Source organism: Desulfosporosinus sp. FKB, assembly GCF_002196705.1.
Lineage (GTDB): Bacteria > Bacillota > Desulfitobacteriia > Desulfitobacteriales > Desulfitobacteriaceae > Desulfosporosinus.
The window spans coordinates 25,202-50,175 of the sequence record NZ_NADJ01000016.1 but is presented as its reverse complement, the minus strand read 5'-3'; the positions used below and the strand labels follow the sequence as shown (position 1 = coordinate 50,175).

The following is a 24,974-nucleotide window of genomic DNA, read 5'->3' as shown; positions in this document are numbered from 1 at the left end:
GGGTTCTAGCATTATGGCAAAATATCAGAATTGGGAATATGGCAAGAGATGCGAATAATATTTCACAACAATGTAATGCCCCCATGAAAATCCTCTCAACCTCCATCAAACTTCAGGCTGACTTCGATCTAAACGGTAAAGCAAACTCATTATGCGGGCCATGATCGCCAGATAAGAGGAGCTTTTTGGAGAGCCTAAGATAAGATTATAGATGGCATATAGACAAGCTCGAACAGCAGGCCAAAAGTGAGAAGCAGCTTTGGAGGATTGTGTAGGTAGTAAAACACCTTAGAAAGGAGCAAACAAATGATTTCGAAGATCAATATTTGTAACGCCGCTACGTATGGAAATGTTTCTCAAGTCATTGATGGCCTTAGGAAATTCAATTATTTTTTCGGTGCAAACGGGTCTGGAAAAACAACAATAAGTAATATTCTTGCCAATCAATCACAGTTTCCTCACTGCAGTGTTTCTTGGAAGAATGGTCTTCCATTAGAAACAAGAGTTTATAACCGTGATTTTGTAAGTATTAACTTTAATCTACAGAGTAAACTTAAGGGTGTTTTCACTTTAGGCAAACAGGAAGCAGATACTCTTAAAAAAACCGAAAGTTCTGGAAACAGAAGCAAAAGTATGACTCTAAATTATCTGGTGGTCTTGAGGGAGTAAGAAATAGCAAAGATAGTTTCAACGCAAAAGTTATCACAGAATACGTAACCAACAAAGAGGCGTTATTGCCAATTACAGAACTGGAACAAAAGGCTAAGTAAGTTTTTACTGGTAAACCTACACCAGCACAAAATATTGCATTTCCCCAAACCGATAGGATTGCAATTCACCACTTCCGTAAAAAATATCTTGTAGCATCATATTTTTATACTTTTGTCTTCGCCTTACTTATTGGAATAAATATCCTTATGCGTCCGATAACTAACATTTTGACAAGTTCACAGAAACCTAATTCACTGTTTTATGGCAAATTCCTCCCTGACCCGTGATTAAGTTGTTTTTCAATCTATCTCATTTATGCATTCTAAGTATGTTTTTCTCTGGAAGGGTAAAGTCTGTTTTTCCCTTTCTTACGCTAAATCACTATATCACCCAATAGTTAAGATTTCTTAACTGTCTCTCGAGGACGTACAAAAAGTTTCATTCTTGGATACTTTGGCACTATGGCAAAGTAGTTTCAGTGCCCTTTAACTCGAAACTTTTGCTTCGCTAAACTCCCATTTAGGGAAGGTAGGAGCCCAATGAGTTTACAGAAAATAGGTTAATTCGTTATTCCGTTATGCCGTTATTCCGTAACTGTATATTGGTTCTATTTAAACTATCAATTCTATATGATGCGCGACTAAGTTTGAAGACAAGTTAATGATTACAAGAAACGATAGGTTTGACGACTTGGCGCTTTTTGTTTGATCCTGGAATATTTATGGTGATCTTAGGAGGAAATGGAGGAAGAATGTGGAAGCCATAGAGGTAACTTCTATGGAGATGACAAAGTGGGATGTGTAGTTCTCTCGAATCCTAGTGTGAGTAGACAAAACGTAATTGATTGTAAAATCGAGTTGTGCCTATGTCCATTTTGTAGCCGTTTCATCTGCGAAGTTGAGAGGTTACGTTAGGCTTAAAATGCGAAGTTACCCAGAGTTTATTCAAGTGACAGGTACTTATATAATACAAACGCTATAAGCGAAGGAAACTTGGATTATGATTACTATTTATGACTGGTTTGACTATGAATTGCCGATTAAGGAACGTTATCAGTTAATAAAAGAAGCGGGATTTGATGGCGTTTTACTATGGTGGAGCGAACACCTTGGTCGGAACGATTACCGGAACGGGCCGCAAATTGTGCGCGAAGCTGGTCTTTTTATAGAAAATATCCACACACCATTCCAAATCCAAGACAACATCTGGCTGGACAATCTTAACGGCGAATCAGCAATCAATTGCTATTTGCGATGCGTTGCAGATTGCGCCGAATTTGAGATTCCGACAATGGTGGTGCATCTGCCCGATGAAGGCAAGCCATACAACGCATTGGGACTGGATAGAATCAAGAGAATCGCTGAAAAAGCGGAAAAGCTTGGCGTCAATATTGCGCTGGAGAATTTACAGAACCTAACCAATTTATCATATATGCTGGAGCAAGTGGATTTCCTTCGTATCGGATTTTGTTATGACTGCGCACATCACTACCGCCACTATCCGAGCAATGATTTATTATCCATGTACGGTTCCCGGATGATGGCCCTACATTTACATGATAATGGTGGAAGTCATATCCACCGGTTACCCTTTGACGGTACACTTGATTGGTCTACAATCATGAAAAAAATTACGGAAACAGGTTACTCAGGTGCGACTTCAATAGAGGCCATGAATTGGGATTATAAGGATTTAACGGCAGAGAAATTTTTACATAAAGCGTTTGAACGAGCGAAAAGGCTGGAAGCATTAAGATTCAATAATCAATAAGGATTCTATATAACTCCGTAAAATGGGAGTTTAGCGAACCGAGTCAGGGAGGAATTTTGCCCCAAAACATGGAAGTGAGTTGTATTAACTTACTGGAGGAAGATAATGAGAATTGTTTTAAATGAGCCAAAAGGAGATAGTTATAAAAAGCTGATCCAGCTTGCTTTTGACACATGTGATACATTTCTTTTTATTAAACATAGTCAGCTCTCGTATAATAAAAAATCGTTTGATATGTTGTTGAAAGCATTAGAGCCAGATTTTATTTATTTTAAGGAACAGAATCGATGGCCCGGTACCTTTTCCGTTCCAACCGCAAAAGTCTATTATTTTTATACTTCAGAGAACAGTAAAGATATAGTTAAAGAAATAACTAATTCATTATTCAATTGGCGTGCACCAAACCTACCAGATGATTTATGTTTCTTGAAAGGGAATGAGGAGTGGCTTATCAATACAGCGCATGAACGAATTTGCAATATTGTTACGAAGAATGATTTGGAAGTCGAACAACTTACAAAAATAAGCGAACTGATATATAGGATTGATAATAAGTGAATTCTATGTTGCTTAACATAACCTTCTTTCTCGGACTTAAGGATAAAAAAGGGTGAGGAAAGTTGCCTCCTGTAATAAATTTAATTTGCTTGATAATCTTCTGTGCAATAGCTTTCTTTCTAGGGCAAAAGATAGGACGTTTAATACCGAAGGGAAAAGAATTTATAGGTTTAGTCTGTAGCATAGGAATTTTGATTGTATTCTTCATGACAAAAGATAATTTATTATCGACAGATAAAAATAGTTTGGTTAACGCAATAGCTTTTGGAGTAGTGTATGGGTTAGCTTTTGGAATAGGAAATAGAGGTCATAAACTCAATAAAAAGTAGCACTAGCATTAATTGCTGGTGCTATAGTCATAATCTTTCGCTATAGAACGCAAGTGTAAGCAGTCAAGTAAAACCAGCAACTTTTCGCCACGAACCATACAACTGTATATAAATTGAAATCAGAAACTTACAATTAAAGATGGAGGATTTTATGAAATATATGATGACTGATAATCCAAAAGACCAAGATATAGGTGAAATTCTAGACAATTTGAGAAAATACAATCTTTCCCGTATAGAGTTAAATGTGGTTATACCCCTTGCAATTTTCGTTAATGATGAAAATGGCAATACCATGGGGGGAATTTCAGCAGAAACTCATGGTAATTGGTTAAAAATATCATTATTATGGATTGATGAGAAAATAAGAGGGCAGAGAATAGGTTCAAAGCTGTTAAAAGATGCTGAAGAAGAAGCAATAAAAAGAGGTTGTAAATATTCATTTGTTGATACTTTTAGTTTTCAAGCCAAGAATTTTTATATAAAGTCAGGATATCAGGAAGTCTTCACATTAGAGGAATATCCACTAACCAGTAAACGGCATTATTTTGTAAAGCAATTGACGGTAAATACAGTTGAACCTTGATGATAAGCGAAAAATCCAAGCGCTGACACGATTATGCATTATGCATTTGATTGGTGGATGGAACATAAGCATCCACAAAATCCTTGGGAAAGATATGCAGACGATGCTGTAATTCATTGCCGGACAGAGAAAGAAGCAAAAGTGCTGCTGGTTCAGCTCAATAAACGCATGGCAGAATGCAAATTGGAATTACATCCCGGTAAAACGAAAATTGTATATTGCAGAAGTGATGTGAATCCAGATCATTATGAGCATGAGTCCTTTGATTTTCTTGGATACACTTTTCGGAGGTGCATATTGAAAAGCAAATTTGGCAACTATTTCAATGGTTTTACACCAGCAGTCAGCAAAGGAGCAAGTCAACACCTGCGAGACAGTATCAGAGAGATACGAAGAAACCACAAAACTGCGTTACTTGAAGTGTTGGCGGAATTGATGAATCCTGTTCTTAGAGGTTGGATGAATTACTTTTACAAATACAGTGCGGGCGAGACAAGAAATGTTCTCAATTATGTAAATCTCACGCTGATCCAGTGTATTAGGTACAAATATAAATCGACAGGCAGAAAGCATTTGAAGTCCCATAAATTGCTCGGTCGCATTTGTCTGGAACAACCAAATTTATTTTACCACTGGCAGATGGGGCTTCGCCCGTCGGTTGGATAACAAGAGCCGAATGAAAGGAGACTTTCACGTTCGGTTCTGTGAGAAACTCAGGGTGAAATTCCCTGGGTTTACTCGACTAATGGAGACTAAGGATACTTGTAATTATATTCAATAATGGGTAACTCATTAAGTTGAAAATATGTAAAAAGCTTGGGTTATGGAAGGGTGCAGTACAATGGCGATTAGTGCGAGAGTTCAAGAGGCACTTATTAAACTCGAAGAACATGACATTAATGATGCCCTAATTCAATTGAGCATTGCCGTCTTGATCTTTGCTGTTAGGTGGGATATTAATGACAAAGGATAAAGCAAAATTTCTAATACTATTAGTTGGTATCCTACTGATAATTGGGTCTTATGGATTTTCCTTTTACCCCAATAGTCAAGCATACATTGCGAACAAAGATTTAACACACGATGAACTAGTGAAATGTATTGACCAATACTGGTTTCAGGGTAAGCCAATAAACTTTACTATTGAGTTAGAAAAAGACATTGACAATTTGCATTTACTGCTTTTAGCATACTCGCCAACCCCGAATTTTCCTCAAGTGACTGGATTAGCAGTGTTTAAACGTCTTCCAAATAATAAATACAAATATGATATCTTCTTTCAGGGGTCCCCTTCGGTATTGGTTACTAATGAAGGGACTAATTCAGAGAAAGTTTATGGCGTATTTTTCGGTATGATTACCGATGATCAACCAAGCAAGTATTAAATTAAGGTTGATGGTGGAAAAGAGTTTACGGATACTATTGAAAAGAACAAGTATGTTATCAGGGTATATGATTTGAACAAGCATAAAGGGTTTGGAATGGGACCAATTTATAACTAGGAGTGGATCTTATAATTGACTTCGCATTAGTACTTTTCTTTTCAATAAACTTCGCTAAGCCATATGCCATTTGGCTAAAAATACGAAGTACTCAGAGTTTATCAAGTGACGGGTTTTTATATAATCGGAGATTCACGATAAGGCGATAAAGTTAACAAACAGTATGGCTATAATGCGCATATAAAGAGGGAATAAATTTTGAAAAAAGATCGAAATAATAAAAATTTCTGGAATCGCTACGCGAAGATATATGATATTGAGATTGGCAGGTTTAACCGTTCAGCCTATTCAGAAATGTACAGACTTATATCGGGAGCACTTACGAAAGAGATGAAAGTGCTTGAAATTGCAACGGGTACCGGATTAATTGCAATTAATATTGCCGATTCCTTGCAATCGATTGTGGCTACTGATTTTTCGCCCAAAATGATAGAGGCCGCAATGAAAAAAAGAGCACCCGACAACGTGCATTTCTCAGTTGAAAATGCTACCGCGCTCTCTTTTTTAGATCAAACTTTCGATGCTGTAATCATATCAAACGCTCTTCACATCATGCCAGACCCGGGAGTGGTACTAAAAAACATCAGAAGAGTCCTAAAACCAAACGGTCTACTGATAGCGCCTACCTTTTCACATGGTCACTTGAGAGATTCAACATGGAAGTTGAACGCTTTTTTGCTAAAGATGATTGGGTTTGAAACCTATTCCAAATGGAAACCGGAAGAGTATGTTGACTTCATCAATCAAAACGGTTTTTCCGTACAAACATGGAAGGTGCTCAAAGCAGCCTTTCCCCTTGTTTATTTGGAAGCGAAATTACAGGAGTAGCCTTGTTATAATTCGCATTGTTCCGCATTAATCCATATAATCTTAGTTAGCTTCCGTTTCCAAAGGCGTAAAATATGTTTAGTTTCCCCTTATGAGCATACTCTTACGTTAGGAGGAAGGATCGTTGCCACATATCGAATTATCAAATTCCTAACATTCAAAGATTAGAATTATGATTTTTGCAGAAGGGACTATATTAAAGCCCAAATCGCTATTCTCACTTTACAATCACAGAACTTATGTCCCCATCGGTAATGTAGTTTCCTTAATTGAAACTTGGTATCAGCAAAATGCTAAAATAATGTTTTGCACATCTCGAAGGGGGAAACAGGCTGAGGAGATTGCCTCGTTGCTTAAAAACTATGGGTTTGCTGGGTCAAAGCTTTATTTCAGAGAGAAAAAAGGCAAAAATATAAAAACATAATTTGAAAGTGTACGGCCTGATATATTGATTGAAGATGATTGTAGGAGTATCGGTGGAAGTTGTCAGATGTGCATTACATATGTTGCACCTAAAATAAAAATTCCATCAAGTCCATTATGGTTAAAGAGTTTAAGGGAATTGATCATTTATCTTTTTCTGTTCAGAATTTGTGAGTGTCAGATTATTTATATTAGGTGGTGATTTCATGAACGATTTGCAATATGAACCCCTTGCAGAAATTCACGCGGAGGACTTGTTGTCCCTTTGGGGAGATGAAGATGTAATTTGTTTTACCAACATTCATGCCCCTTGTTCTTTAAGCGAAATTCAGCAAAGAATTTGTCGCCTGGCAGTCTTTGACGTGTTTGTGATCAGGTACAAAGGTGAATTGGCAGGTGTAATTGGCTGCCCATGTATCAGTAAAATAAAAGAGGAGTATGGCAGTTTCTATCACTTTAAGAAAACGTTCTGGAACAGAGGAATCGCCACCCAAGCAATAGAATGGCTTTTAAACTATATGCAAACAAAATATACATCTGCAATCTTTTATGCAGATGTTATTGTAGACAATGTTGCCAGTGAGAAAATCCTGAAACACTTTGGTTTTCATTGTACCTCCGTAAAAGAAAATTGAATATCCCGATCTTATTTTAAACGTTGTTTGAAGTATAAATAGCTGAACTCTAATTTGAGAAGGGGCTGATTTTAAATGGAAGATTTATATATACGAAATTATGTTCCTGGTGACATTGCTCAAGTAATGGAATTACAGAATAAGTACAGTAGAATATATACCGAGGTATCTATATGTACAGATGATAATTTAAGGCATCCAGCTCATCCAGTTTATGAAGAGGGAAAGAACATTTTCTGCGGATTTGACAGTAAAGATAAGATGATAGCTTATGCTTCGATTTTTCCAAGGCCAGTCGATGACGATGTCCCAAATAATTTGCCTCATAGTTTATGGATTGAAGTCAAGGTCGATCCGATACAGGAAAATCAAGACGAAATAAAAGATAACATGATTAAGAAAGTACTCGAAAGAGTAGCTACCATTAGCAAGTCGTTACCGGAGAGAAGTGTTCGATTATGTACAGGCCTTCTCTTAAGTGAGATAGAAGCAATTAAATATTTCCTTTCCAGAGGGTTCATTCATACTGAAAGTTTGTTTCAGATGACTAGGGATTTGACGATCCAGATTCCGAATCAATCAATAACGAAAGATATTGAGATCAGAAAATGGAAGATTGAAACAAAAGAAGAACGACAAAAATACATAAAAGCAGACAATCTTTCATTTCTTGATTCTCCTACAACTATTGAAGCGCTAGAGTATTTGTTACAGTCTCCGCAATGGGCAACGGGTACGGCAATTAGTGCCTTTGACATCAGTGGAGAGATTGTGGGTAGTATTATGGTCTATTGGGATGAAACCCTGAACAATAACGGAATTGAAACGTGCGGATTTACAGAGGAAATATTTGTTATACCCAATTGGAGAGGACGTGGAATAGCAAAATATTTAATTATGGAGGGCTTAAATTACTTAGCTCAACATGGCCTAAGAGAAGCAAGGCTAGAGGTAATGAGCAAGAACAGAAACGCACTTACATTGTATGAATCAATGGGGTACGTAGTTAAAAGGGAAGAAAAAGTTTTCGGGCGCTATGTGAAGGAATAGATAGTTTATGAATAGTAAATCTTTCAGGGTATGTTAGGAATACCGAAGAAAATTACGGTTAAGGAGAGAACTAGAGATTTAGAAAGGAGTAAAAAACACCGTAACGTTCTTTCGTTCTTTATAGAGGACGCAAGGATCAAAAATGTAATGTAAATTTTTTTTGCTGGCAAATTATTTCGAAATCACAACAGAGAATACATAAGAACAAGTAAGTAAAGCGGATGAGGTATTACTATGGCTACAAATCAATTGACAACATGCAAAACATGTTTAAAAGAAGTGGCAAAGACAGCCAGTACATGTCCTCATTGCGGGGCGAAACTCAAAATGAGCGTTATTTATCTCTTTCTTGCACTGCCGATTGATATCAAGTCTACTATTTCAAATGGCTCTTCTTCTACGACCACGGAGAGCATAATCGGAATCAAGTTACCGTCTTATTCGATGATAGTTGTTATTGCTTTCGCTCTCGCATTGTTTGAACTTTCTATATATTTTTATATATATGAATTAGTTTCATAACTCAAACCCATTGATATTACTGATCTTTCTTAGGACAAATAGGGGAGTACCTCCCCAAAACCTCGAAAAAGTGTAAGTGACCAAACCAACTAGAAGTCTCATAAATTGCTCGGTCGCATTTGTAAGGAGCAACCAAATCTATTTTACCACTGGCGGATGGGGCTTCGCCCGTCGGTTGGATAACAAGAGCCGAATGAAAGGAGACTTTCACCTTCGGTTCCGTGAGAAACTCAGGTTGAAATTCCCTGGGTTTACTCGACTAATGGGAATTCTAATTATAGTGGTAGAGAGGGGTCTAGGATGATAATACTAATTTATTCTCAAGTGGAGGAATTAAATTATGTTAGTTAAAGCTCCAAAAATACAGGTGCCAAAGGACAATCCTTTTCAATTTGATGTTCTTAACCGTGCAGAAAATGCAATTATATTAACTCAGTTAATTTCGACAATAGACGAACCTTTTGTCTTATCGATTGACTCGAAATGGGGAAGTGGCAAAACTACTTTCATCTCAATGTGGAAACAATACCTAGAGAATAACGAATATAAAGTAATTCACTTTAATGCGTGGGAAAACGATATCAGCAATGATGCACTTTCTGCTTTGGTAGCAGAGCTTAAAAAAGGTATTCAAACAGCACCTGATGAGACTACGTCAAGTAAGTTGTTTAGTAATGTTAAAACAGTAAGTGCTAAAATACTAAAAAGATCGATACCTGTAGTTGTTAAATTGGCAACAGCCGGCATAATCGATACTAATGAAATGGCTAAAGACTTAATCTCGTCTGCAACAGAAAAATTTGCACTTGATAGTATAGAAAGCTATGAGAAAAGGCAAGAAGACATTATGAACTTTAAGCAGGAATTAGAAAATTTCGCTCAAAGTTTATATGGCGAAAGTAATAAACCGTTGATTTTTTTTATAGACGAGTTAGATAGGTGTAGACCAAATTTCGCAATTGAAGTTTTAGAAAAAGCCAAACACTTGTTTAATGTAAAAAATATTCTATTCGTAATTTCCATAGATAAAATAGAATTAGGCTATTCAATAAAGGCGATTTATGGAAATCAATTTGATACAGATGGGTATTTGCGAAGGTTTATTGACTTAAACTATTATCTGCCGGCTCCTAATACAGAATTATTTTGCAAGTTTTTAGTAGAACGATTCCAGTTTAATGCCTTTTTCGAGAAGCGAACACATCCCGAACTACGCTATGATCATGAGCATTTTATAAAAATATCTTTTAATCTTTTTAGTTTAGTTAACTTTTCACTAAGAACGATAGAACAGTGTTTTACTCAAATAAGTATTGTTCTGAGAACAATTCCAGATAATAAGTTTATGTATCCTGTACTTCTTGTATTTCTAATATTCTTAAAGAATCATAATCCGGATTTATATAGGAAACTTAAGCAAGGACAATGTAAAGAAGAAGAAATTTATGAATATTTATACTCATTGGATACTACATATGTCTTTATGAAAACACAAATAGGTTTATTATTAGAGGCAAATGTTATGTCTTCTGTTTGTAACTATTTAAACAAAAATAAAGAAGTTCATGACTTTATCCAAAAACATTACTATGAGCCTTTAAAGAATCCAGAAATTGAATCCGATCATAAACAACGATTAGAACATATAAATCACCTTATGAGTAATTTAAATTGGGGTTTTAGCGATCATCTTAAATATTTATTTGATAAGATAGAAATATCGCAGCAATTTGTTAGTTAAGTATATATTTATAGACCAATACTCGTATAAAAAATATTTGTCGATTGAATTAAATGTAAACGGTTACTTCTTTCTTTTGACAAGGCATTGCTGCAAGATGAATATGATCTGAAGCTCGGTAATGCCCAAAACGTTTAAGTGAAACTTCAATACCCAACTTTCCGTTATCCATATTTAGGTAATATAACTCTGAAACCACGGCCCTCACAAACTCGCAGATGATAATTGAATTCTGCAACCAGGACAATAAAAGGTATGAAATATGGAAAGAGCATTTAAGGAAGGAATATTGTTATCTTTGTACATGACAGTGAGTTTTTTTTAACCCTACATCTATATTCTATCTATACTTCATTATGCAACTATTGGGGGATCAAATCTACTATTCCAGATTTCAAAAACTTGCTCGAAGATGATAAAAAAGATTGGCCAGATGATAAGAATTGTCCAACTATTCATGAGGTAACTCATGACAAATTATTGCGCAAATTATATCCTGTTTTTTGTGACATCATGAAACAATCCATTGACTTTATTATTAACCAGCAAAAAGGGTATTGGATAAAACAAGAATATTTAATTTTTCGAATGTGTGAACAAGTTAACTTGAATTCTTAGGAGAATAGTTTATTATAAATATTCATTGAATATTTTACGAGTTTTTTTGAGTTTTATTTAAAAATGGTATTGTAAAAATAAAAATTAAACTGGTCTTTACAGCGCATGAGTATTAATATTAATATTAATCTTTTTGATCCAATACAACTTAGTTTCTTGTTCTATAATATTATTATTTCTGACACTTCAACGAGAGTGAATCACCCCGTCCGCTGCCCTCCGCTAACCTCAAGAAGAAATAGCCGGATAAAGATTAGCTGGTGATCAAGCAGGTCAATAAACTAAGTTCCATCCATTGGAGGTATTTCTATGTATCTTAAAATAGATGATTTATCTGGGCCACAAGTTGCTGAATTAGTGAGAGAGCATCTTCAAAGTATGGTCCTTCAGTCTCCGCCGGAGAGTATGCATGCGCTCGGTCTTGAATCCCTAAGAAAACCTGAAGTTACTTTTTGGAGCGCTTGGGAAGGCGATGAATTAGTTGGGTGCGGAGCTCTAAAAGAACTGGATAGACAACACGGAGAGATCAAATCAATGCGAACTTCCTCAACGCATCGCAGAAAGGGTATTGCTAAAGGCGTTCTTCAACATATTATTGAAGAGGCCAAGGTGCGCGGATATCGGAGATTGAGTTTGGAAACGGGTTCAATAAATGCTTTCGAACCGGCTAGAAGATTATATACAAATTTCGGGTTCCAATATTGTAAGCCGTTTGCGGATTACATAGAGGACCCAAATAGTGTTTTTATGACGAAGGAATTATGACTTCTGTTTACTATTTAGTAACCTAACAGCCAATACTTCGGGATGTCCTTACCAATCCAAAGGTGCTCACCGAACCGGAAAGCTGAAAGGATGGGTTGCATGTTGGGGCTGGTTAAAAATCCAGATAGAATGAGCAAAGTTTTAAATCGGAGTGAAAGCATGTTTAACTACAAGATTGGTATAGACTGTATCGATTGGCAACAGCTCTTTCAAATATATGATGAGGTTGGATTAGTTGCTGGCTATGGGAAAACAAAGGATCATGACAAGATTCGTAAGGCATTTGAACAAAGCTATAAGGTAGTAACAGCTTGGAGAAATGAAAAACTAATTGGAGCGGCCAGGATGTTGTCGGATGGAGTTTGTTATGGAATGATCTTTGATGTAGGTGTCTTGCCGGAATATCAGAAATTAGGAATCGGTAAAGGTCTGATTGCTGGATTGCTAAAAGAAAACGAGCACCTATGCATTCATTTGACATCGACTTTTGGAAACGAGGAGTTCTATAGAAAGTTAGGGTTTAAGCATCATAAAACTGCATTTGCTAAGTATCCATATGACTCAGATTATTTGGCTTGACATGATCTTCGGTTGCACAGTTAATACCCAAGTCCTCGAACTCCACAAAATCCAGTTATCCCTAACTGCCATTACCTATCCCAAAGGCGCTCACCAAACTGAAGGGATGAGGGATGCGTCACATCGTCACATCGTGATGGGGTGAATGAGTAGGTGCTGGGAATCCGCCTCAACAGGTTCCGCACAAGGTGAAATTCCTTCGGTGACTCGGTAGGTCTAAAGGTTGACCTAGAAAACTTATAGATTGAGTAACTCTGATATATTTTCACCCAATACTCGATCACGAATGTAATTTCCTCTGAATCTATGTAATAAATGTTGTGCCATTTATTCATATTCTTCTCTTATAGCGTCGCCTGTCAAGTTCCTCTAATTCTTATTTGGGTAGGATAGAATAAAGGTAGGAAAGGAGGATGTCCAATGGCAAAAAACGATAATTTGCTGGCGATTTTATGGATGCTTAATTCTGGATCAAAAATAACTGCGAAGCAAATAGCGGAAAAATTAGAAATAAATATACGAACTGTTTACCGTTATATTGATTCGCTCTGCGCAAGCGGAGTACCGATTGTATCAGATGCAGGACAGAACGGTGGATATAGTTTACTGAGTAATTTTATCCATGCACCTTTGTTTTTCGATATTGAAGAACAAAAAGCACTGCTTCATGCCGCCGTATTTGCCAACGAAGCGGGATACCCTTTCAGTGAGTCGTTAAACAATGCAACACAAAAATTAAAAATGTATTCAAACCGGGAACAGGAAAGTATCCTCAATCGCCACTTAGCCGGTTTCGAAGTGTTAAACCGTGATATTGCCCCGTCTGTTAAGCTGACATTGGAAGAACTGGAGCGGGCTGTAGCAGACGAATATTCTGTTGAAATTGAATACCGTACAAGCCATGATGAACAACCTCGGACAAGAGTGATTGACCCTTATGGAATGCTCTATTGGAACAATAAATGGTATACGGTTGGATTTTGCCATCTTCGAAATGAAATCAGAAGCTTTCGGGCAGAACGGATTTTTCGGATACAACGGACGCAAATGATGTTTAAAAGGCCGGAAGCCTTTTCTGCCAGGAGATTTTTCATTCAAAATCTTTTACCGGATTCTGAAAGTAAGGATGGGTTGGCCTCAATAATTATTTGTGGCAGGTCAGAAGCTTTGGACGATTTGTGTATTCATTGGTTTTTAGGTCATCACCTGAAAGAGCGTACATCAAATCAAGCAGTTTTTTTATTAGACGAAAGAGCACTTCATGCATATGTACCCCATTTTCTCTTATCTTACGGAAAGGCTATTCAAGTGATTGAACCGCAGAGTTTAAAGAAAAAGCTTATTTCTATTGCATCGGAATTAATGGAATATTATCAATCATGATAGCTTCACTGACAGTAGTTGTCAGTGAAGCCATATCTACGGTAGGAACGATCTGGTCGGGAATACGTTTTTTAATGGCTAGAATGTGCTCCTCTCCATAATCGACACATAACCTCAGGAGCTTAACCATCTCTTTATTTCCACCTGGTAATTGACTGCCCCAGGCCAGAAGTTCTTGGGTAAGTGTCTCCTTGACAGGCTTAGCATTTTGTAAAAATGTGGCTTTCTTTCGAGAAGATCGATGTAATGCTCTAAGCAATACTTCGTGTTGCCTGAGCCATACTGGCGGGAGAAGTTAGCAATTTCTGTTCCTTCATGAAGGATGCTAATGCTATTGGCGTATCCTTTAACGGTAACGCTTCTTCTAAGATATCTTGTGGGAACTGAGTAGTTGTTTTTCTCATAGCGTACTGTGGAAAAATCATCCACCTTTGCTATCACGGTCCTACTCGTATCGAACCTAAATCTGGGTATTGGATTCAATAACCTTACCTCTTCTTGGTACATTACTTTTACAGGGTCAGCACGATGTTGTACTTTATGGCTCTCGCGATAATGAATGCAAGCATCCCAAAGCTTATGATTTAATTCCTCAATATCTGCCACTCTTGGAACAGGGACTAGGAAGTTCCTTCTTGAGTCCCAACAAGATTTTCAACAAGACTTTTTCATTACCACTTGCAGGATTACAGAGATCTAAGGAAAAGGCATAGTGGGCACTAAAGGAAAGATATTTATCCTGTAGAGGGGATGTGTTGATGGGAGAGTTTAATTATTTCATAACATAAAGATTTGGAATTATTCAAAAGTGAGGGGTAAAGGATGGAAAAGATAATCAAAAGGTTAAATTACTTAATTGAAGTACTTCCAAGTAGGGTAAATCAATTTTCTGAAGAGGAAATTGTTGCAAAGCCCAAGGGCAAATGGTCAAAGAAAGAAATTCTTGGACATTTGTGTGATTCCGCCACGAATAATTACCATAGGTTTATCAGGATTCAGTTTGAAGAGCAGCCGTTTGTTGTTGTGCCATATAAACAAAATGACTGGGTATCAATTCAGGATTATCAAAATATACCGTTTGATGAGGTTATTGGACTTTGGACAGCTATAAATAGGCAAATTGTTAGAGTTGTCTCTAATATTCCGGAAGAGAAATTATCATACACATGCGATATCGGCAATAATAAATTCTTTACTTTTTCAGAGCTTATTCAAGATTATTTGAGGCATTTAGATCATCACTTGATCCAGATGTTTGGAACATCTGAAATATAGATAGCCACCTCGCGCCCCGCAACCTCAAGAAGAAATAGCCGCCACGTATAAAGGTTATCTAGGAGTCAAGTGGCGGAGTGTTTGGTGCGGGGATTTTTTAGTTACAATGCCATGGGGGTGAAATATTTTGGCTACTAGTTTAGACTACATTGATTATGTCTGCGAACAGATTTCGAATGTGGGCGCGATCAGATATAAGAAAATGTTTGGAGAGTATATTGTTTATGTGAATGAGAAACCATTACTTCTGGTCTGTGACAATACAGTTTTTGTGAAAATACTTGACCCTATCAGTGAAAAGATGAAAGATGCTGAGAAGGGTTTTCCATATGATGGAGCAAAGGAACATTATATATTGGACATAGATAAATCTGAATTTAGTAAACAGATCATAACAATATTAGAGCCGTTAATTCCGCTTCCAAAGCCTAAGAAGAAAAAGAGCAATAATCCATAGTACAGAAATAAGAACCCCCTAACAGCTAATCCCGCAGGATGTCATTACTTATCCAAAGGCGCTCACCGAACCGGAAAGCTGGAGGCTGAGGGAGCGCGTCACATGATGGGAGTGTTGGTGCATAATAAGCGGAGCGTTTTTAGACGCTCTTTTCTCGTACTTATTGCAGGAAATAGAGGGCATTTGTGGAATTGTTGTATTATTTAGAAATCCCGAATGAAGCACGTACTGGAAATTATTAAGGGCTATCATTTTAAGGTAGGAGATCTAGATGGAAGAGCTAGTACTAAAAAAATTGCGTAGGAAACAAATGCTCATAAACTATATTCTATCGCTATTTGTTTTAGCAATAACTAGTATCGTTTGCCTACAAATAAAATCATTAAAAACATTTTGCATTTTAGCTGGTGCAGTATGTTTATGTTATATAATAATTGAATTAATGAACCGTAGTCATGGCGAAATTATTATAGGTAAGTTAATTCCCTCATTGAAGCCATTATATGCCTATGAGCGTGAGAAACTCGGCATTGAGTATAATAAACTAAAAAATAGACAATTAACATTTATTATGTTTTTTGCAGTCATTATAATATATCTAGGAATTGTAACTCCAAATAGTCATCCGATTGGTTATGGAAGATCTGCGTTCTACTATTTTTTTCCGAGCGCTTTGATGAGTTTAATAGTTTCAAATATTTCATTCTACAGACATATCAAGAAAATAGATAGAAGCAATACTGAAGAACTTAAAGGTTATGCAAATGAAACTCTAATTGAAGGGACAGTGATTGGAATTCTTTTTGCAATTATTCTAATTGGATTATTTCTCGCCTTTTTGCTCTTTTATATATTAAAGGTATCTAGTCCAAATTTTTAGACTGAGTGGTTTTAATGCCAATTTCGGCAATCTTTCATCCCGCACCGCGCTACCCTCAAGCCCAAATACCCGCCATGTCATAAACGCTAGCCGCTGGTCAGCTGGCGTACCCCTTCAATCCTGCATTATATATGTCTGATTCAAAAGGAAATAAAACTACTAATATATGTCGTATTAATGGAACTTCTGCAGCAGCACCTTTAGTGATTTGTTTAGCAGCAGCAATAATGGTCGAAAACCCATCATTAAGTCCGAAAAAAACTATGGAAATAATATTAAATTCAGCTGATATTAATAAAAGTGATAAGAATTATGAAAAACGTCCCCACAAAAAGGCTATTTGGTAATCCTAATTTTCGTATCGTGTATGGAAACACTAATCACTGAACTAATGGGAGGGATGCTAGTGTCTGAATTAGATAAAATTATAAACCAAATTAAAGAATTGCGCTCAAGCACCATCAACGTACAAAAGAATAACTCCTTTACTGATCCAGAAACTGTGGCAGCATGCCACGAATTACATACAGCTTTGGATAGATACCAAGGAATACTTATGAGGATAAAAGAGGACAAATAATTGAGATAAAGTGGTCTTCGGTATTGTGCTCGGGGCTAAGAGACATAATTTTATCCAATATGTACCTGTGAACGCAGCATTTGGAGACTGTCACAAGTTTAAGAAAAAGGACACTCTGAAAGCCGCTCCCCATACATGCGGCTCTCAAAATATAGGTGTTAATTGTATAATAACCAAGCTAAGCTTCCCTTGAGAGTGTTATGATTTTGAAAACAGTAATCGCCAGATTGTTCCATATTTTTAGGATGGTCTGGTCTTTTGGCTTTTTCTTGGTTATTTTCACCATCTTGCATTTTGGGCTTGCTGGAAGCCCCTATCCTACGGCGAAAACAGTGTGGCAAGATCTGTATATCTTGCAACCAGCGTTTTTATCCACCCAAACTCATTCGAAGATCCTGATCGGAAACAAAACATAGAATCTGTGGTAAATCTTCTAATAAGAGGACTTGAAAATCCTAATAAATGAATCGCGCAGGAGAGGACGGTTAGCCTTCTCCTCTCATAACACTTACCTGAGGGTCCGCACTTGGTTGACAAAACTCCAAATACGATGGAAGCAAACTTTTAAGCCCCTGACGTTCCAAATAGGAATTGTTGTGGGCGTTATTTGTATGTCGAGACTTTTCACATGCTTTGCAAAAGCATAATTAAGCTGGAAGCGACGAACATTTATAACACGTTCTTACATAATAGCTGTCATCAAAACTAATATTTCATTATCCGGAAAATAAATATTAGTTTTATTACAAGTTACATATTTATATTGTTGTAATTTGTGATTTGAGGTGATATAATTCGTATTGCAGTTACAAATATTAAATTATCTAACTTGTAATATGAATGCAATTGTTGCAAAAGGGGGAAAGTTACTATGGAGTTGTTATAGGATGATCCGACAAAATGTACGAAGTGAGGCACTTGTGTTCACTGATCAACTTTTAAGGAGGATTATACTATGCGTATTTTTGTCACTGGAGCAACAGGTTATATCGGTTCTGCTGTTGCCCAAGAACTCATTGATGCTGGATATAAAGTGATTGGATTAACACGTTCGGAAGAGGGGGCCAAAAAATTAGAAAATATAGGAGCGGAAGCACTGATGGGGACGCTGGAAGATACGGAATGTCTTTGTAAAGGTGCTTCCATGGCTGAAGGTGTTATTCATATGGCTTTTCGACATGATTTTTCAGATTTCGCAGGATCCCTTGCCATTGATTTAAATGTAATTAACGCAATAGGTGAAACCCTTATAGATACTGGAAAACCATTTATGACCACTGCACATGCCAATGGGGATGCCTCGGATAAGGCTACATTAGCTTTAGCTGAGAGAGGGGTTCGCTCCGCTGTCATTAGTCTTGCACCCTCCGTGCATAGTGATGCGGATAGTCATGGATTTATTCCACAACTTATCGGTATTGCACGTTCAAAAGGAGTATCTGCCTATGTTGAAGAAGGAGCTAATCGATGGCCGGCTGTTCATAGGCTTGATGCTGCTAAGCTTTTTCGTCTGGCAATAGAAAAAGCACCGGCTGGTTCATATTTTACGGGAAGAGGCGAAGAAGGAATTCCCTTTCGTGAAATTGCCAGTACTATCGGAAAACACTTAAACGTTCCGGTGGTAAGCATTTCCCGTGAAGAAGCAAATACTCACTTCGGATTTCTTGGTGCATTGGCTGCACTTGATATTCCAAGTCTAATGCCGGGAAACTCTGCACGTACAAAAGAGATATTGGGGTGGAACCCGGTGCAACCAGGATTGATTGCGGATTTGGAGCAAGGCCACTATTTCAATAAATAATCTACTGCGTGTGTTAGTGTTACTTCATTGTAAGTTTGTTATGGGCCTATAATACGGTTGAAATATTTAATGCGTTGACGTGAGGTTCTCACGCCAACGCATTTTGTTTTTGAGTAAAAAAATACTAAGAAGTACGACTCCTATAGATTATCGGAGTCGAAACTTCTTAGTATGATGATGTTATCTCTGTCTATTTGACATCGCTCAAAATTGTTTTTTGCTTTTTTACTATACTTGAAGATGGATTTATTATATAATAGGAAATAGATGCAATAAATCAAATTATATTGCATTATTCATATACATTTTAACACAAATACCATAGAAATGTCAAGCTGCTTCTTTAAGATTCTTAGTATAGGAGCGTGATCCGATGGACAGTTACCAAGAAAATTATCAAGAGGAGATTGAGTATCTTAGGAAGGCATTGGCTTTTATCGAGGAAGAAGTGGAAAAAGAAGCGAAGAATTTAGAAGAGAAAAAGAGTGATTTAATCGTCGCTAGAAAGGATATGTACGAAAACACCCTTCATGCTTCGAGTGACTTTGAAAGTCTTGTAGATATAAACCTGCATTCTATGCAAATTAATAATTATATCTCTAGTTACAATCCACGGCGTATCAAGAACCTCAAGAAAATGATCAATTCACCTTACTTTGGTCGGTTTGATTTTATAGAGAAAGGTTTGAGTGAAAAAGAAAAGATATACGTTGGACTTTACAATTTAATGGATAGGAGCACGGGTCAAGTCTACGTTTATGACTGGCGCGCACCCATTTCAAGTATATTTTATAGGTATGAACTAGGTGAAGTAATGTATGACACTCCGGCAGGGGTTAGTCGGGGAGATGTTTCTCTGAAAAGGCAATATAAGATTCGAGATTCAAAGCTAAAATACTTTTTCGATTGCGGTGTCAGAATTACAGACGAAATACTGCAGGAAGTACTAAGTCATAATACTTCAGCCAAAATGAAAAATATTATCGAAACAATTCAAAAGGAACAAGACGTCATTATAAGGGATAGGGATCACGAGCTCTTAATTGTACAAGGTGCAGCGGGTAGTGGCAAAACATCGATTGCACTGCATAGGATTGCCTTTCTCCTTTATGAGGGTCTTAATTCCAATCTGCGATCGAATGAAGTCGTCATAATATCTCCCAACACCGTTTTTAGTCACTATATTTCGAGTGTTCTTCCTGAGCTGGGGGAAGAAAACGTGAAGCAAAGCGTTTTTGACGATTTAATCTCTGAGGCTTTTCAAGGCAGGTTTGGGGAAGAAACAAGGGATATGCAGATTGAAACATTGATACATTCCCGAGGGAAGGCGAGTGATGACGTTCGGCGGCAAAGCATCGATTTCAAGGGTTCGAGGGTATTTAAGCAAATTCTTGATAGACTATTATGGTATTACGCTCATCGTCTTATTCTCTTTGAGGATGTCTATTATAATGGAACAATCCTAGCGACGAGGCAACAGCTAAAGAACCGTTTTCTGCACAATGAAATTGGAATACCGATGGCCAAACAGCTCAAAATCATCGAGACGTTCCTCTTGAAAAAAGTCCATCCATTACAGAAAAAGAGACTCCAACGCTTGGAAAAGATTGTGGAAAAAAGTGAAGGGCATGAGTTTGAAATAAAGTCCTTTAGCCGATTGTTAGCCATCAGACAAGCAGTGGCTTTTCGGGAACGAATTCAAAAATTCACGAACATTGATTATAATGACTTGTATATGCTGCTGTTCAAGAACCGTGGGCTTTTGCTCAAGTTGGCGCAAGGTCTAACACTTCCGGAAACTATTGAAGAAATTATTTCAACAACGCTTCAAAATCTACGAAAGGGGCAAGTGCACTATGAAGATTATGTCCCGCTTCTTTATTTGAAGTTAAAAATCAAAGGGAATGATGTGGTTTCGGGGATCAAACATGTGGTCATTGATGAAGCCCAGGATTATACTCCTCTGCAATACGAGGTTTTTAAGATGTTGTATAATAATGCAACCTATACTGTCTTAGGAGACATCAATCAGACGATTGAAAAAACAACAGAAGGTTCACTATACGACGATATTTCAGAGATACTCAATAAAGGTAAGACGATTAAGCTGTCTTTAAATAAAGGGTATAGGTCGACCTGTGAAATCAACACCTTCACACAGTCTCTACTAGGTGAAGGGACCCAACACGGTTATAGTTCTATTGAACGGCATGGTGAGGAACCCAAGGTTATCCCTCGAGAAACATTAGAGGCAATGGATCAGTCGATTATTGAAGATATAGCGAAGTCTACAGAGCAAGGGTATGAATCCGTAGCCGTCATATGTAAAACTCAAGAAGATGCAGAAAAGGTGTTTAGTCGGTTGAAAAAATCGGTGCAACTAACACTTATTAAACCTCGAGGAGGGGAAGTTACAAAAGGTACATTGGTTATTCCAACTTATATGGCAAAGGGATTAGAATTTGATGTTGTGATCGCTTATGATGTTAGTAAAGAAAACTATGCGAGTGATTTCGATAGACAATTACTGTACATTACCTGTACACGAGCACTCCATCGACTGGTTATTTATTATAAAGGAGATAAAAGCCCCTTGATTTAATTAACGAAACACCTTGCGGTAGATTGGCTAGACTACTACATGCCCCAAATTGTATTTCATTACATTTACATCAACCCACGTCGGGACCGTTGATCGTTTAAGAAAACTCATACTCTGAATCTTGGAAAAGGTACCACCATAAAAGTTATATTTAATGGGGCTTAAAATGCGAAACTCAAAATGCGTATGTTAATTATTCATGGTTGATTTTTCGTTATGCTGTAGTATAATTACAAGAAAATACAAAGGGGAGCTTGCGATAAGCTGGCTGAGAGTAAGCTGTATGCTTAGACCCGTAACCTGATTTGGGTAATGCCAACGTAGGGATATACTTAGCAGAGATTGCTGCATATATACTTTCATTGGTATGTATGCAGTTTTTTATGTTGACATGCCTTTCAGTTTGTATTTGCGAAAGGAGATATTATGATTAAAGAATGTATCGAAAATGTCCGTAAAAATGTACCTCTTGTTCACAATATTACAAACTATGTAACCGTGAACGATGTTGCAAATGTGCTTCTTGCGTGTGGGGGAAGTCCGATCATGTCGGATGATTTGGAAGATGTGGAAGAAATTACCTCCATTTGCGGCGGTCTGAACATTAATATCGGAACGCTGAACAGAAATACAATACCGTCCATGTTTCTTGCAGGAAAGAAAGCAAATGAACTAGGACATAAGGTTTTGCTTGACCCGGTTGGCGCAGGAGCAAGCAAGCTTCGTACAGATACGGCAGTAAAGCTGATGAAAGAGATCAAGTTTAATGCAATCAGAGGAAATATTTCAGAAATCAAGACCTTAGCACTTGGAAGCGGGAGTACGAAGGGCGTTGACGCTGATGTTGCAGATGCCATAACGGAAGCTTCTCTTGATAGCACTGTTGCGTTTGTTAAAGTCTTTGCGGAAAAGGCAGGCGGCATCATAGCAGTGACGGGAGCTATTGACCTTGTTACGGATGGAGATAAGTGCTATGTCATCAGAAATGGAAGATCGGAAATGGGTAAAATCACAGGCACAGGCTGTCAGCTCTCCGGAATGATGACGGCCTTTCTTGCAGCCAATCCTGAAAATGAGCTTGAAGCAGTTGCAGCAGCGGTGTGCACCATGGGTCTTGCAGGAGAAATCGGATGGAGCAATATGCAGCCTTCTGATGGAAATGCTACATACCGGAACAGAATTATTGATGCCATCTATAACATGGACGGGGAAACACTGGAAAAAGGAGCAAGGTATGAAGTGCGATAAAAGGGATTTGCTTTTGTATGCTGTTACAGACAGGTCCTGGCTGGGTGATGGGACTCTCGGAGGTGTGGTGGAGAAAGCGCTGAAAGGTGGTGCAACCTTTATACAGCTTAGGGAAAAAGAATTGGAGTATGAAAAATTCTTAGAAGAAGCTAAAGAGATAAAAGGCTTGTGTGAAAAATATCATGTCCCCTTTGTCATCAATGATAATGTTGATATAGCCGTTGCTGTGGATGCAGATGGAGTCCATGTAGGACAAAATGATATGGAGGCAGGCAATGTACGTGAACTGATTGGCAAGGATAAAATTCTTGGAGTATCGGCACAGACGGTGGAACAGGCAGTATTGGCAGAAAAAAGAGGCGCAGATTACCTAGGAGTCGGGGCTGTATTTCCTACCGGCTCCAAGGCTGACGCAGAGGATGTGAGCTCTGAAATCTTAAAAGAAATCTGTAAAGCTGTCAGTATTCCTGTTGTGGCGATTGGCGGTATCAGCAAAGATAATGTAATGGAATTGTCAGGTTCCGGAATATGCGGAATAGCCGTAATCAGCGCATTCTTCGCTCAGATAGACATTGAAAAGGCCGCATCTGAGCTGAAAGGATTAACCGAAAAGATAGTGACGGCATGATTACGAGTATAATCTTTGATCAGGATGAGCTTTATCAGTGCTATTGCTTTGGTTCTTACTAAAGGCATTGATCTGGAAAAAGGAAGAGGACCGCTTAACCGCGCATGAAATATCAATAAGGGGGAGAAATGGCAATGAGGGAATATGCAACGCAGATGGAAGCTGCAAGAAAAGGAATTATTACTGAAGAACTGAAAAAAGTAGCCCAAAAAGAGCTGATGACTGTTGAGGAACTGAAGCTGTTGGTTGCAGCAGGAAAAGTGGTAATATGTGCAAATAAAAATCATAAATGTATCGACCCGCAGGGAGTGGGCTCCATGCTGAAAACAAAGATCAATGTAAACCTCGGAGTCTCAAAAGACTGCAAGGATTATGATATGGAAATGGAAAAAGTGATGGAAGCAGTTAATATGGGCGCCCATGCAATTATGGATTTATCGTCACACGGAAATACAATTCCTTTCAGAAGAAAGCTTACAGCGGAATGTCCGGCTATGATAGGGACGGTGCCGGTATATGATTCTGTTATCCACTACCAGAGAGATTTAAGCACCCTTAAAGCAAAAGATTTTATTGATGTGGTAAGGTTTCATGCCGAGGACGGGGTTGATTTTGTAACCTTGCACTGCGGTATTACCAAGAAAACCATAGAACAGATTAAAAAGCATAAAAGAAAAATGAATATAGTATCCAGAGGAGGCTCTCTGGTATTTGCATGGATGTGCATGACTGGTGAAGAGAATCCTTTTTACGAGTACTACGATGAAATTCTTGATATATGCCGTGAATATGATGTGACAATATCATTAGGCGATGCCTGCAGGCCGGGATGCCTTGCAGACGCTTCCGATGTGTGTCAGATTGAGGAACTTGTGCGGCTCGGTGAACTAACCAAAAGAGCCTGGGAAAAGGATGTCCAGGTAATGGTGGAAGGACCGGGCCATATGCCGATTGATCAGATTGCTGCCAACATGAAAATCCAGCAGACTATTTGTAATGGGGCACCATTTTATGTATTAGGACCATTGGTAACGGATATAGCACCTGGCTATGACCATATTACATCAGCAATCGGGGGTGCCATTGCAGCTTCAGCTGGTGCAGCATTTTTATGTTATGTGACACCTGCAGAGCACCTGGCACTGCCGAATTTAGAGGATGTAAAGCAGGGGATTATTGCTTCCAAGATTGCTGCCCACGCAGCAGACATTGCCAAGGGTGTAAGAGGGGCAAGGGAGATTGATGACAGGATGGCAGATGCAAGAAAAGTTTTTGACTGGGAAGCACAATGGGAGTGCGCGATTGACCCGGAAACGGCAAAAAAAATCCGAGCGGATAGGAAACCTGAGCATGAAGACACCTGTTCCATGTGTGGAAAGTTTTGTGCGATAAGAAGTATGAACAAAGCACTTGCAGGAGAGCATATCGATATTTTGTAGTAAAGGATTCGTGCGTGTTATATTTCTGAATATACCCAGCCACCAGGAGGATCTCAGCGTCATA

Annotated in this window: 29 protein-coding genes and 1 riboswitch; of the genes, 27 read left to right on the top strand and 2 right to left on the bottom strand. The window is 38.0% G+C overall.

All coding sequences use genetic code 11. From position 1 onward, the window contains the following. Nucleotides 1-306: 306 nt before the first annotated feature. The 17 genes from B5Y67_RS05730 to B5Y67_RS05650 all read left to right on the top strand — a co-directional run bounded on the left by B5Y67_RS05730 (nucleotide 307) and on the right by B5Y67_RS05650 (nucleotide 14,000). Entirely contained in the window at nucleotides 307-669 is a 363-nt protein-coding gene (locus B5Y67_RS05730) for an AAA family ATPase (RefSeq protein ID WP_088225571.1), read from the top strand. A gap of 1,041 nt (nucleotides 670-1,710) precedes the next feature. Next, on the top strand, nucleotides 1,711-2,481 hold the full coding sequence (locus B5Y67_RS05725) for a sugar phosphate isomerase/epimerase family protein (protein ID WP_088225570.1): 771 nt from the start codon (nucleotides 1,711-1,713) through the stop codon (nucleotides 2,479-2,481). Nucleotides 2,482-2,586: 105 nt separating this feature from the next. After that, nucleotides 2,587-3,039, top strand: coding sequence for a stage III sporulation protein AH (locus tag B5Y67_RS05720; protein WP_088225569.1), 453 nt, complete (start codon nucleotides 2,587-2,589; stop codon nucleotides 3,037-3,039). Between the two features lie 62 nt (nucleotides 3,040-3,101). Next, nucleotides 3,102-3,368 carry a hypothetical protein gene (locus B5Y67_RS25215; RefSeq protein WP_088225568.1) on the top strand — a complete coding sequence of 89 codons (267 nt, stop codon included), beginning with the start codon at nucleotides 3,102-3,104 and terminating at the stop codon, nucleotides 3,366-3,368. A 151-nt stretch (nucleotides 3,369-3,519) separates the two neighbouring features. After that, complete coding sequence (locus tag B5Y67_RS05710; protein ID WP_088225567.1) at nucleotides 3,520-3,954, top strand: GNAT family N-acetyltransferase; 435 nt, start codon at nucleotides 3,520-3,522, stop codon at nucleotides 3,952-3,954. A 33-nt stretch (nucleotides 3,955-3,987) separates the two neighbouring features. Beyond that, entirely contained in the window at nucleotides 3,988-4,620 is a 633-nt protein-coding gene (locus tag B5Y67_RS05705) for a group II intron maturase-specific domain-containing protein (RefSeq protein WP_282432759.1), read from the top strand. Between the two features lie 175 nt (nucleotides 4,621-4,795). Beyond that, nucleotides 4,796-4,927 (top strand): hypothetical protein, encoded by a 132-nt coding sequence (locus B5Y67_RS26160; protein ID WP_282432758.1) that lies wholly within the window; start codon nucleotides 4,796-4,798, stop codon nucleotides 4,925-4,927. Beyond that, nucleotides 4,914-5,339, top strand: coding sequence for a hypothetical protein (locus tag B5Y67_RS05700; protein WP_242975881.1), 426 nt, complete (start codon nucleotides 4,914-4,916; stop codon nucleotides 5,337-5,339). The genes B5Y67_RS26160 and B5Y67_RS05700 overlap by 14 nt, the downstream gene beginning before the upstream one ends. Before the next feature lie 315 nt (nucleotides 5,340-5,654). After that, complete coding sequence (locus B5Y67_RS05695; RefSeq protein ID WP_242975879.1) at nucleotides 5,655-6,284, top strand: class I SAM-dependent methyltransferase; 630 nt, start codon at nucleotides 5,655-5,657, stop codon at nucleotides 6,282-6,284. Nucleotides 6,285-6,456: 172 nt separating this feature from the next. Then, nucleotides 6,457-6,708 carry a hypothetical protein gene (locus B5Y67_RS05690; RefSeq protein ID WP_088225566.1) on the top strand — a complete coding sequence of 84 codons (252 nt, stop codon included), beginning with the start codon at nucleotides 6,457-6,459 and terminating at the stop codon, nucleotides 6,706-6,708. 205 nt (nucleotides 6,709-6,913) lie between these two features. Then, a complete protein-coding gene (locus B5Y67_RS05685; RefSeq protein WP_088225565.1) occupies nucleotides 6,914-7,342 on the top strand; it encodes a GNAT family N-acetyltransferase in 429 nt (142 codons plus the stop codon). Between the two features lie 75 nt (nucleotides 7,343-7,417). After that, complete coding sequence (locus B5Y67_RS05680) at nucleotides 7,418-8,392, top strand: GNAT family N-acetyltransferase (protein WP_088225564.1); 975 nt, start codon at nucleotides 7,418-7,420, stop codon at nucleotides 8,390-8,392. A gap of 234 nt (nucleotides 8,393-8,626) precedes the next feature. After that, nucleotides 8,627-8,914, top strand: coding sequence for a zinc ribbon domain-containing protein (locus B5Y67_RS05675; protein ID WP_088225563.1), 288 nt, complete (start codon nucleotides 8,627-8,629; stop codon nucleotides 8,912-8,914). 340 nt (nucleotides 8,915-9,254) lie between these two features. After that, nucleotides 9,255-10,655 carry a P-loop NTPase fold protein gene (locus B5Y67_RS05670; protein WP_088225562.1) on the top strand — a complete coding sequence of 467 codons (1,401 nt, stop codon included), beginning with the start codon at nucleotides 9,255-9,257 and terminating at the stop codon, nucleotides 10,653-10,655. 927 nt (nucleotides 10,656-11,582) lie between these two features. Beyond that, nucleotides 11,583-12,038 (top strand): GNAT family N-acetyltransferase, encoded by a 456-nt coding sequence (locus tag B5Y67_RS05660; RefSeq protein ID WP_088225560.1) that lies wholly within the window; start codon nucleotides 11,583-11,585, stop codon nucleotides 12,036-12,038. A gap of 99 nt (nucleotides 12,039-12,137) precedes the next feature. Then, nucleotides 12,138-12,617: a GNAT family N-acetyltransferase gene (locus B5Y67_RS05655; protein ID WP_242975878.1), complete on the top strand. Its 480-nt coding sequence runs from the start codon at nucleotides 12,138-12,140 to the stop codon at nucleotides 12,615-12,617. A gap of 420 nt (nucleotides 12,618-13,037) precedes the next feature. Next, on the top strand, nucleotides 13,038-14,000 hold the full coding sequence (locus B5Y67_RS05650; protein WP_088225559.1) for a YafY family protein: 963 nt from the start codon (nucleotides 13,038-13,040) through the stop codon (nucleotides 13,998-14,000). Here B5Y67_RS05650 and B5Y67_RS05645 read toward each other — a convergent pair. Both B5Y67_RS05645 and B5Y67_RS25210 read right to left on the bottom strand, forming a co-directional pair. Then, nucleotides 13,963-14,259 (bottom strand): hypothetical protein, encoded by a 297-nt coding sequence (locus B5Y67_RS05645; RefSeq protein WP_088225558.1) that lies wholly within the window; start codon nucleotides 14,257-14,259, stop codon nucleotides 13,963-13,965. The genes B5Y67_RS05650 and B5Y67_RS05645 overlap by 38 nt on opposite strands. Further along, entirely contained in the window at nucleotides 14,252-14,425 is a 174-nt protein-coding gene (locus B5Y67_RS25210) for a hypothetical protein (protein ID WP_170932600.1), read from the bottom strand. Before B5Y67_RS25210 ends, B5Y67_RS05645 begins: the two co-directional genes overlap by 8 nt. 397 nt (nucleotides 14,426-14,822) lie before the next feature. On the opposite strand from B5Y67_RS25210, the gene B5Y67_RS05640 reads away from it, so the two are divergent. The 10 genes from B5Y67_RS05640 (at nucleotide 14,823) to thiC (ending at nucleotide 24,910) form a co-directional block, all read left to right on the top strand. Beyond that, nucleotides 14,823-15,275: a DinB family protein gene (locus tag B5Y67_RS05640; protein WP_088225557.1), complete on the top strand. Its 453-nt coding sequence runs from the start codon at nucleotides 14,823-14,825 to the stop codon at nucleotides 15,273-15,275. 127 nt (nucleotides 15,276-15,402) lie between these two features. After that, nucleotides 15,403-15,732 carry a TfoX/Sxy family protein gene (locus B5Y67_RS05635; protein WP_088225556.1) on the top strand — a complete coding sequence of 110 codons (330 nt, stop codon included), beginning with the start codon at nucleotides 15,403-15,405 and terminating at the stop codon, nucleotides 15,730-15,732. 271 nt (nucleotides 15,733-16,003) lie between these two features. Beyond that, entirely contained in the window at nucleotides 16,004-16,612 is a 609-nt protein-coding gene (locus B5Y67_RS05630; RefSeq protein ID WP_088225555.1) for a hypothetical protein, read from the top strand. A gap of 131 nt (nucleotides 16,613-16,743) precedes the next feature. After that, nucleotides 16,744-16,959 (top strand): S8 family serine peptidase, encoded by a 216-nt coding sequence (locus tag B5Y67_RS05625; RefSeq protein ID WP_088225554.1) that lies wholly within the window; start codon nucleotides 16,744-16,746, stop codon nucleotides 16,957-16,959. Nucleotides 16,960-17,018: 59 nt separating this feature from the next. Further along, nucleotides 17,019-17,192 carry an aspartyl-phosphate phosphatase Spo0E family protein gene (locus tag B5Y67_RS05620; RefSeq protein ID WP_088225553.1) on the top strand — a complete coding sequence of 58 codons (174 nt, stop codon included), beginning with the start codon at nucleotides 17,019-17,021 and terminating at the stop codon, nucleotides 17,190-17,192. Nucleotides 17,193-18,147: 955 nt separating this feature from the next. Beyond that, complete coding sequence (locus tag B5Y67_RS05610; protein WP_088225552.1) at nucleotides 18,148-18,993, top strand: SDR family oxidoreductase; 846 nt, start codon at nucleotides 18,148-18,150, stop codon at nucleotides 18,991-18,993. A gap of 373 nt (nucleotides 18,994-19,366) precedes the next feature. Continuing rightward, complete coding sequence (locus B5Y67_RS05605) at nucleotides 19,367-21,595, top strand: UvrD-helicase domain-containing protein (protein ID WP_088225551.1); 2,229 nt, start codon at nucleotides 19,367-19,369, stop codon at nucleotides 21,593-21,595. Nucleotides 21,596-21,831: 236 nt separating this feature from the next. Further along, a riboswitch (TPP riboswitch) is annotated at nucleotides 21,832-21,939 on the top strand. A gap of 82 nt (nucleotides 21,940-22,021) precedes the next feature. After that, nucleotides 22,022-22,843: a hydroxyethylthiazole kinase gene (gene thiM / locus B5Y67_RS05600; RefSeq protein ID WP_088225550.1), complete on the top strand. Its 822-nt coding sequence runs from the start codon at nucleotides 22,022-22,024 to the stop codon at nucleotides 22,841-22,843. Next, nucleotides 22,830-23,471: a thiamine phosphate synthase gene (thiE, locus tag B5Y67_RS05595; protein ID WP_088225549.1), complete on the top strand. Its 642-nt coding sequence runs from the start codon at nucleotides 22,830-22,832 to the stop codon at nucleotides 23,469-23,471. The genes thiM and thiE overlap by 14 nt, the downstream gene beginning before the upstream one ends. Nucleotides 23,472-23,605: 134 nt before the next feature. After that, nucleotides 23,606-24,910 (top strand): phosphomethylpyrimidine synthase ThiC, encoded by a 1,305-nt coding sequence (gene thiC / locus B5Y67_RS05590; protein ID WP_088225548.1) that lies wholly within the window; start codon nucleotides 23,606-23,608, stop codon nucleotides 24,908-24,910. Nucleotides 24,911-24,974 lie beyond the last annotated feature (64 nt).

Excerpts from the sequence above, each read along its gene's own strand:
- B5Y67_RS05730 (WP_088225571.1), top strand. The coding sequence starts at position 307 with ATGATTTCGAAGATCAATATTTGTAACGCCGCTACGTATGGAAATGTT.
- B5Y67_RS05725 (WP_088225570.1), top strand. The coding sequence starts at position 1,711 with ATGATTACTATTTATGACTGGTTTGACTATGAATTGCCGATTAAGGAA.
- B5Y67_RS05720 (WP_088225569.1), top strand. The coding sequence starts at position 2,587 with ATGAGAATTGTTTTAAATGAGCCAAAAGGAGATAGTTATAAAAAGCTG.
- B5Y67_RS05710 (WP_088225567.1), top strand. The coding sequence starts at position 3,520 with ATGAAATATATGATGACTGATAATCCAAAAGACCAAGATATAGGTGAA.
- B5Y67_RS05705 (WP_282432759.1), top strand. The coding sequence starts at position 3,988 with ATGCATTATGCATTTGATTGGTGGATGGAACATAAGCATCCACAAAAT.
- B5Y67_RS26160 (WP_282432758.1), top strand. The coding sequence starts at position 4,796 with ATGGCGATTAGTGCGAGAGTTCAAGAGGCACTTATTAAACTCGAAGAA.
- B5Y67_RS05700 (WP_242975881.1), top strand. The coding sequence starts at position 4,914 with ATGACAAAGGATAAAGCAAAATTTCTAATACTATTAGTTGGTATCCTA.
- B5Y67_RS05690 (WP_088225566.1), top strand. The coding sequence starts at position 6,457 with ATGATTTTTGCAGAAGGGACTATATTAAAGCCCAAATCGCTATTCTCA.
- B5Y67_RS05685 (WP_088225565.1), top strand. The coding sequence starts at position 6,914 with ATGAACGATTTGCAATATGAACCCCTTGCAGAAATTCACGCGGAGGAC.
- B5Y67_RS05680 (WP_088225564.1), top strand. The coding sequence starts at position 7,418 with ATGGAAGATTTATATATACGAAATTATGTTCCTGGTGACATTGCTCAA.
- B5Y67_RS05675 (WP_088225563.1), top strand. The coding sequence starts at position 8,627 with ATGGCTACAAATCAATTGACAACATGCAAAACATGTTTAAAAGAAGTG.
- B5Y67_RS05670 (WP_088225562.1), top strand. The coding sequence starts at position 9,255 with ATGTTAGTTAAAGCTCCAAAAATACAGGTGCCAAAGGACAATCCTTTT.
- B5Y67_RS05660 (WP_088225560.1), top strand. The coding sequence starts at position 11,583 with ATGTATCTTAAAATAGATGATTTATCTGGGCCACAAGTTGCTGAATTA.
- B5Y67_RS05655 (WP_242975878.1), top strand. The coding sequence starts at position 12,138 with ATGTTGGGGCTGGTTAAAAATCCAGATAGAATGAGCAAAGTTTTAAAT.
- B5Y67_RS05650 (WP_088225559.1), top strand. The coding sequence starts at position 13,038 with ATGGCAAAAAACGATAATTTGCTGGCGATTTTATGGATGCTTAATTCT.
- B5Y67_RS25210 (WP_170932600.1), bottom strand. The coding sequence starts at position 14,425 with ATGATTTTTCCACAGTACGCTATGAGAAAAACAACTACTCAGTTCCCA.
- B5Y67_RS05640 (WP_088225557.1), top strand. The coding sequence starts at position 14,823 with ATGGAAAAGATAATCAAAAGGTTAAATTACTTAATTGAAGTACTTCCA.
- B5Y67_RS05630 (WP_088225555.1), top strand. The coding sequence starts at position 16,004 with ATGGAAGAGCTAGTACTAAAAAAATTGCGTAGGAAACAAATGCTCATA.
- B5Y67_RS05625 (WP_088225554.1), top strand. The coding sequence starts at position 16,744 with ATGTCTGATTCAAAAGGAAATAAAACTACTAATATATGTCGTATTAAT.
- B5Y67_RS05610 (WP_088225552.1), top strand. The coding sequence starts at position 18,148 with ATGCGTATTTTTGTCACTGGAGCAACAGGTTATATCGGTTCTGCTGTT.
- B5Y67_RS05605 (WP_088225551.1), top strand. The coding sequence starts at position 19,367 with ATGGACAGTTACCAAGAAAATTATCAAGAGGAGATTGAGTATCTTAGG.
- thiM (WP_088225550.1), top strand. The coding sequence starts at position 22,022 with ATGATTAAAGAATGTATCGAAAATGTCCGTAAAAATGTACCTCTTGTT.
- thiE (WP_088225549.1), top strand. The coding sequence starts at position 22,830 with ATGAAGTGCGATAAAAGGGATTTGCTTTTGTATGCTGTTACAGACAGG.
- thiC (WP_088225548.1), top strand. The coding sequence starts at position 23,606 with ATGAGGGAATATGCAACGCAGATGGAAGCTGCAAGAAAAGGAATTATT.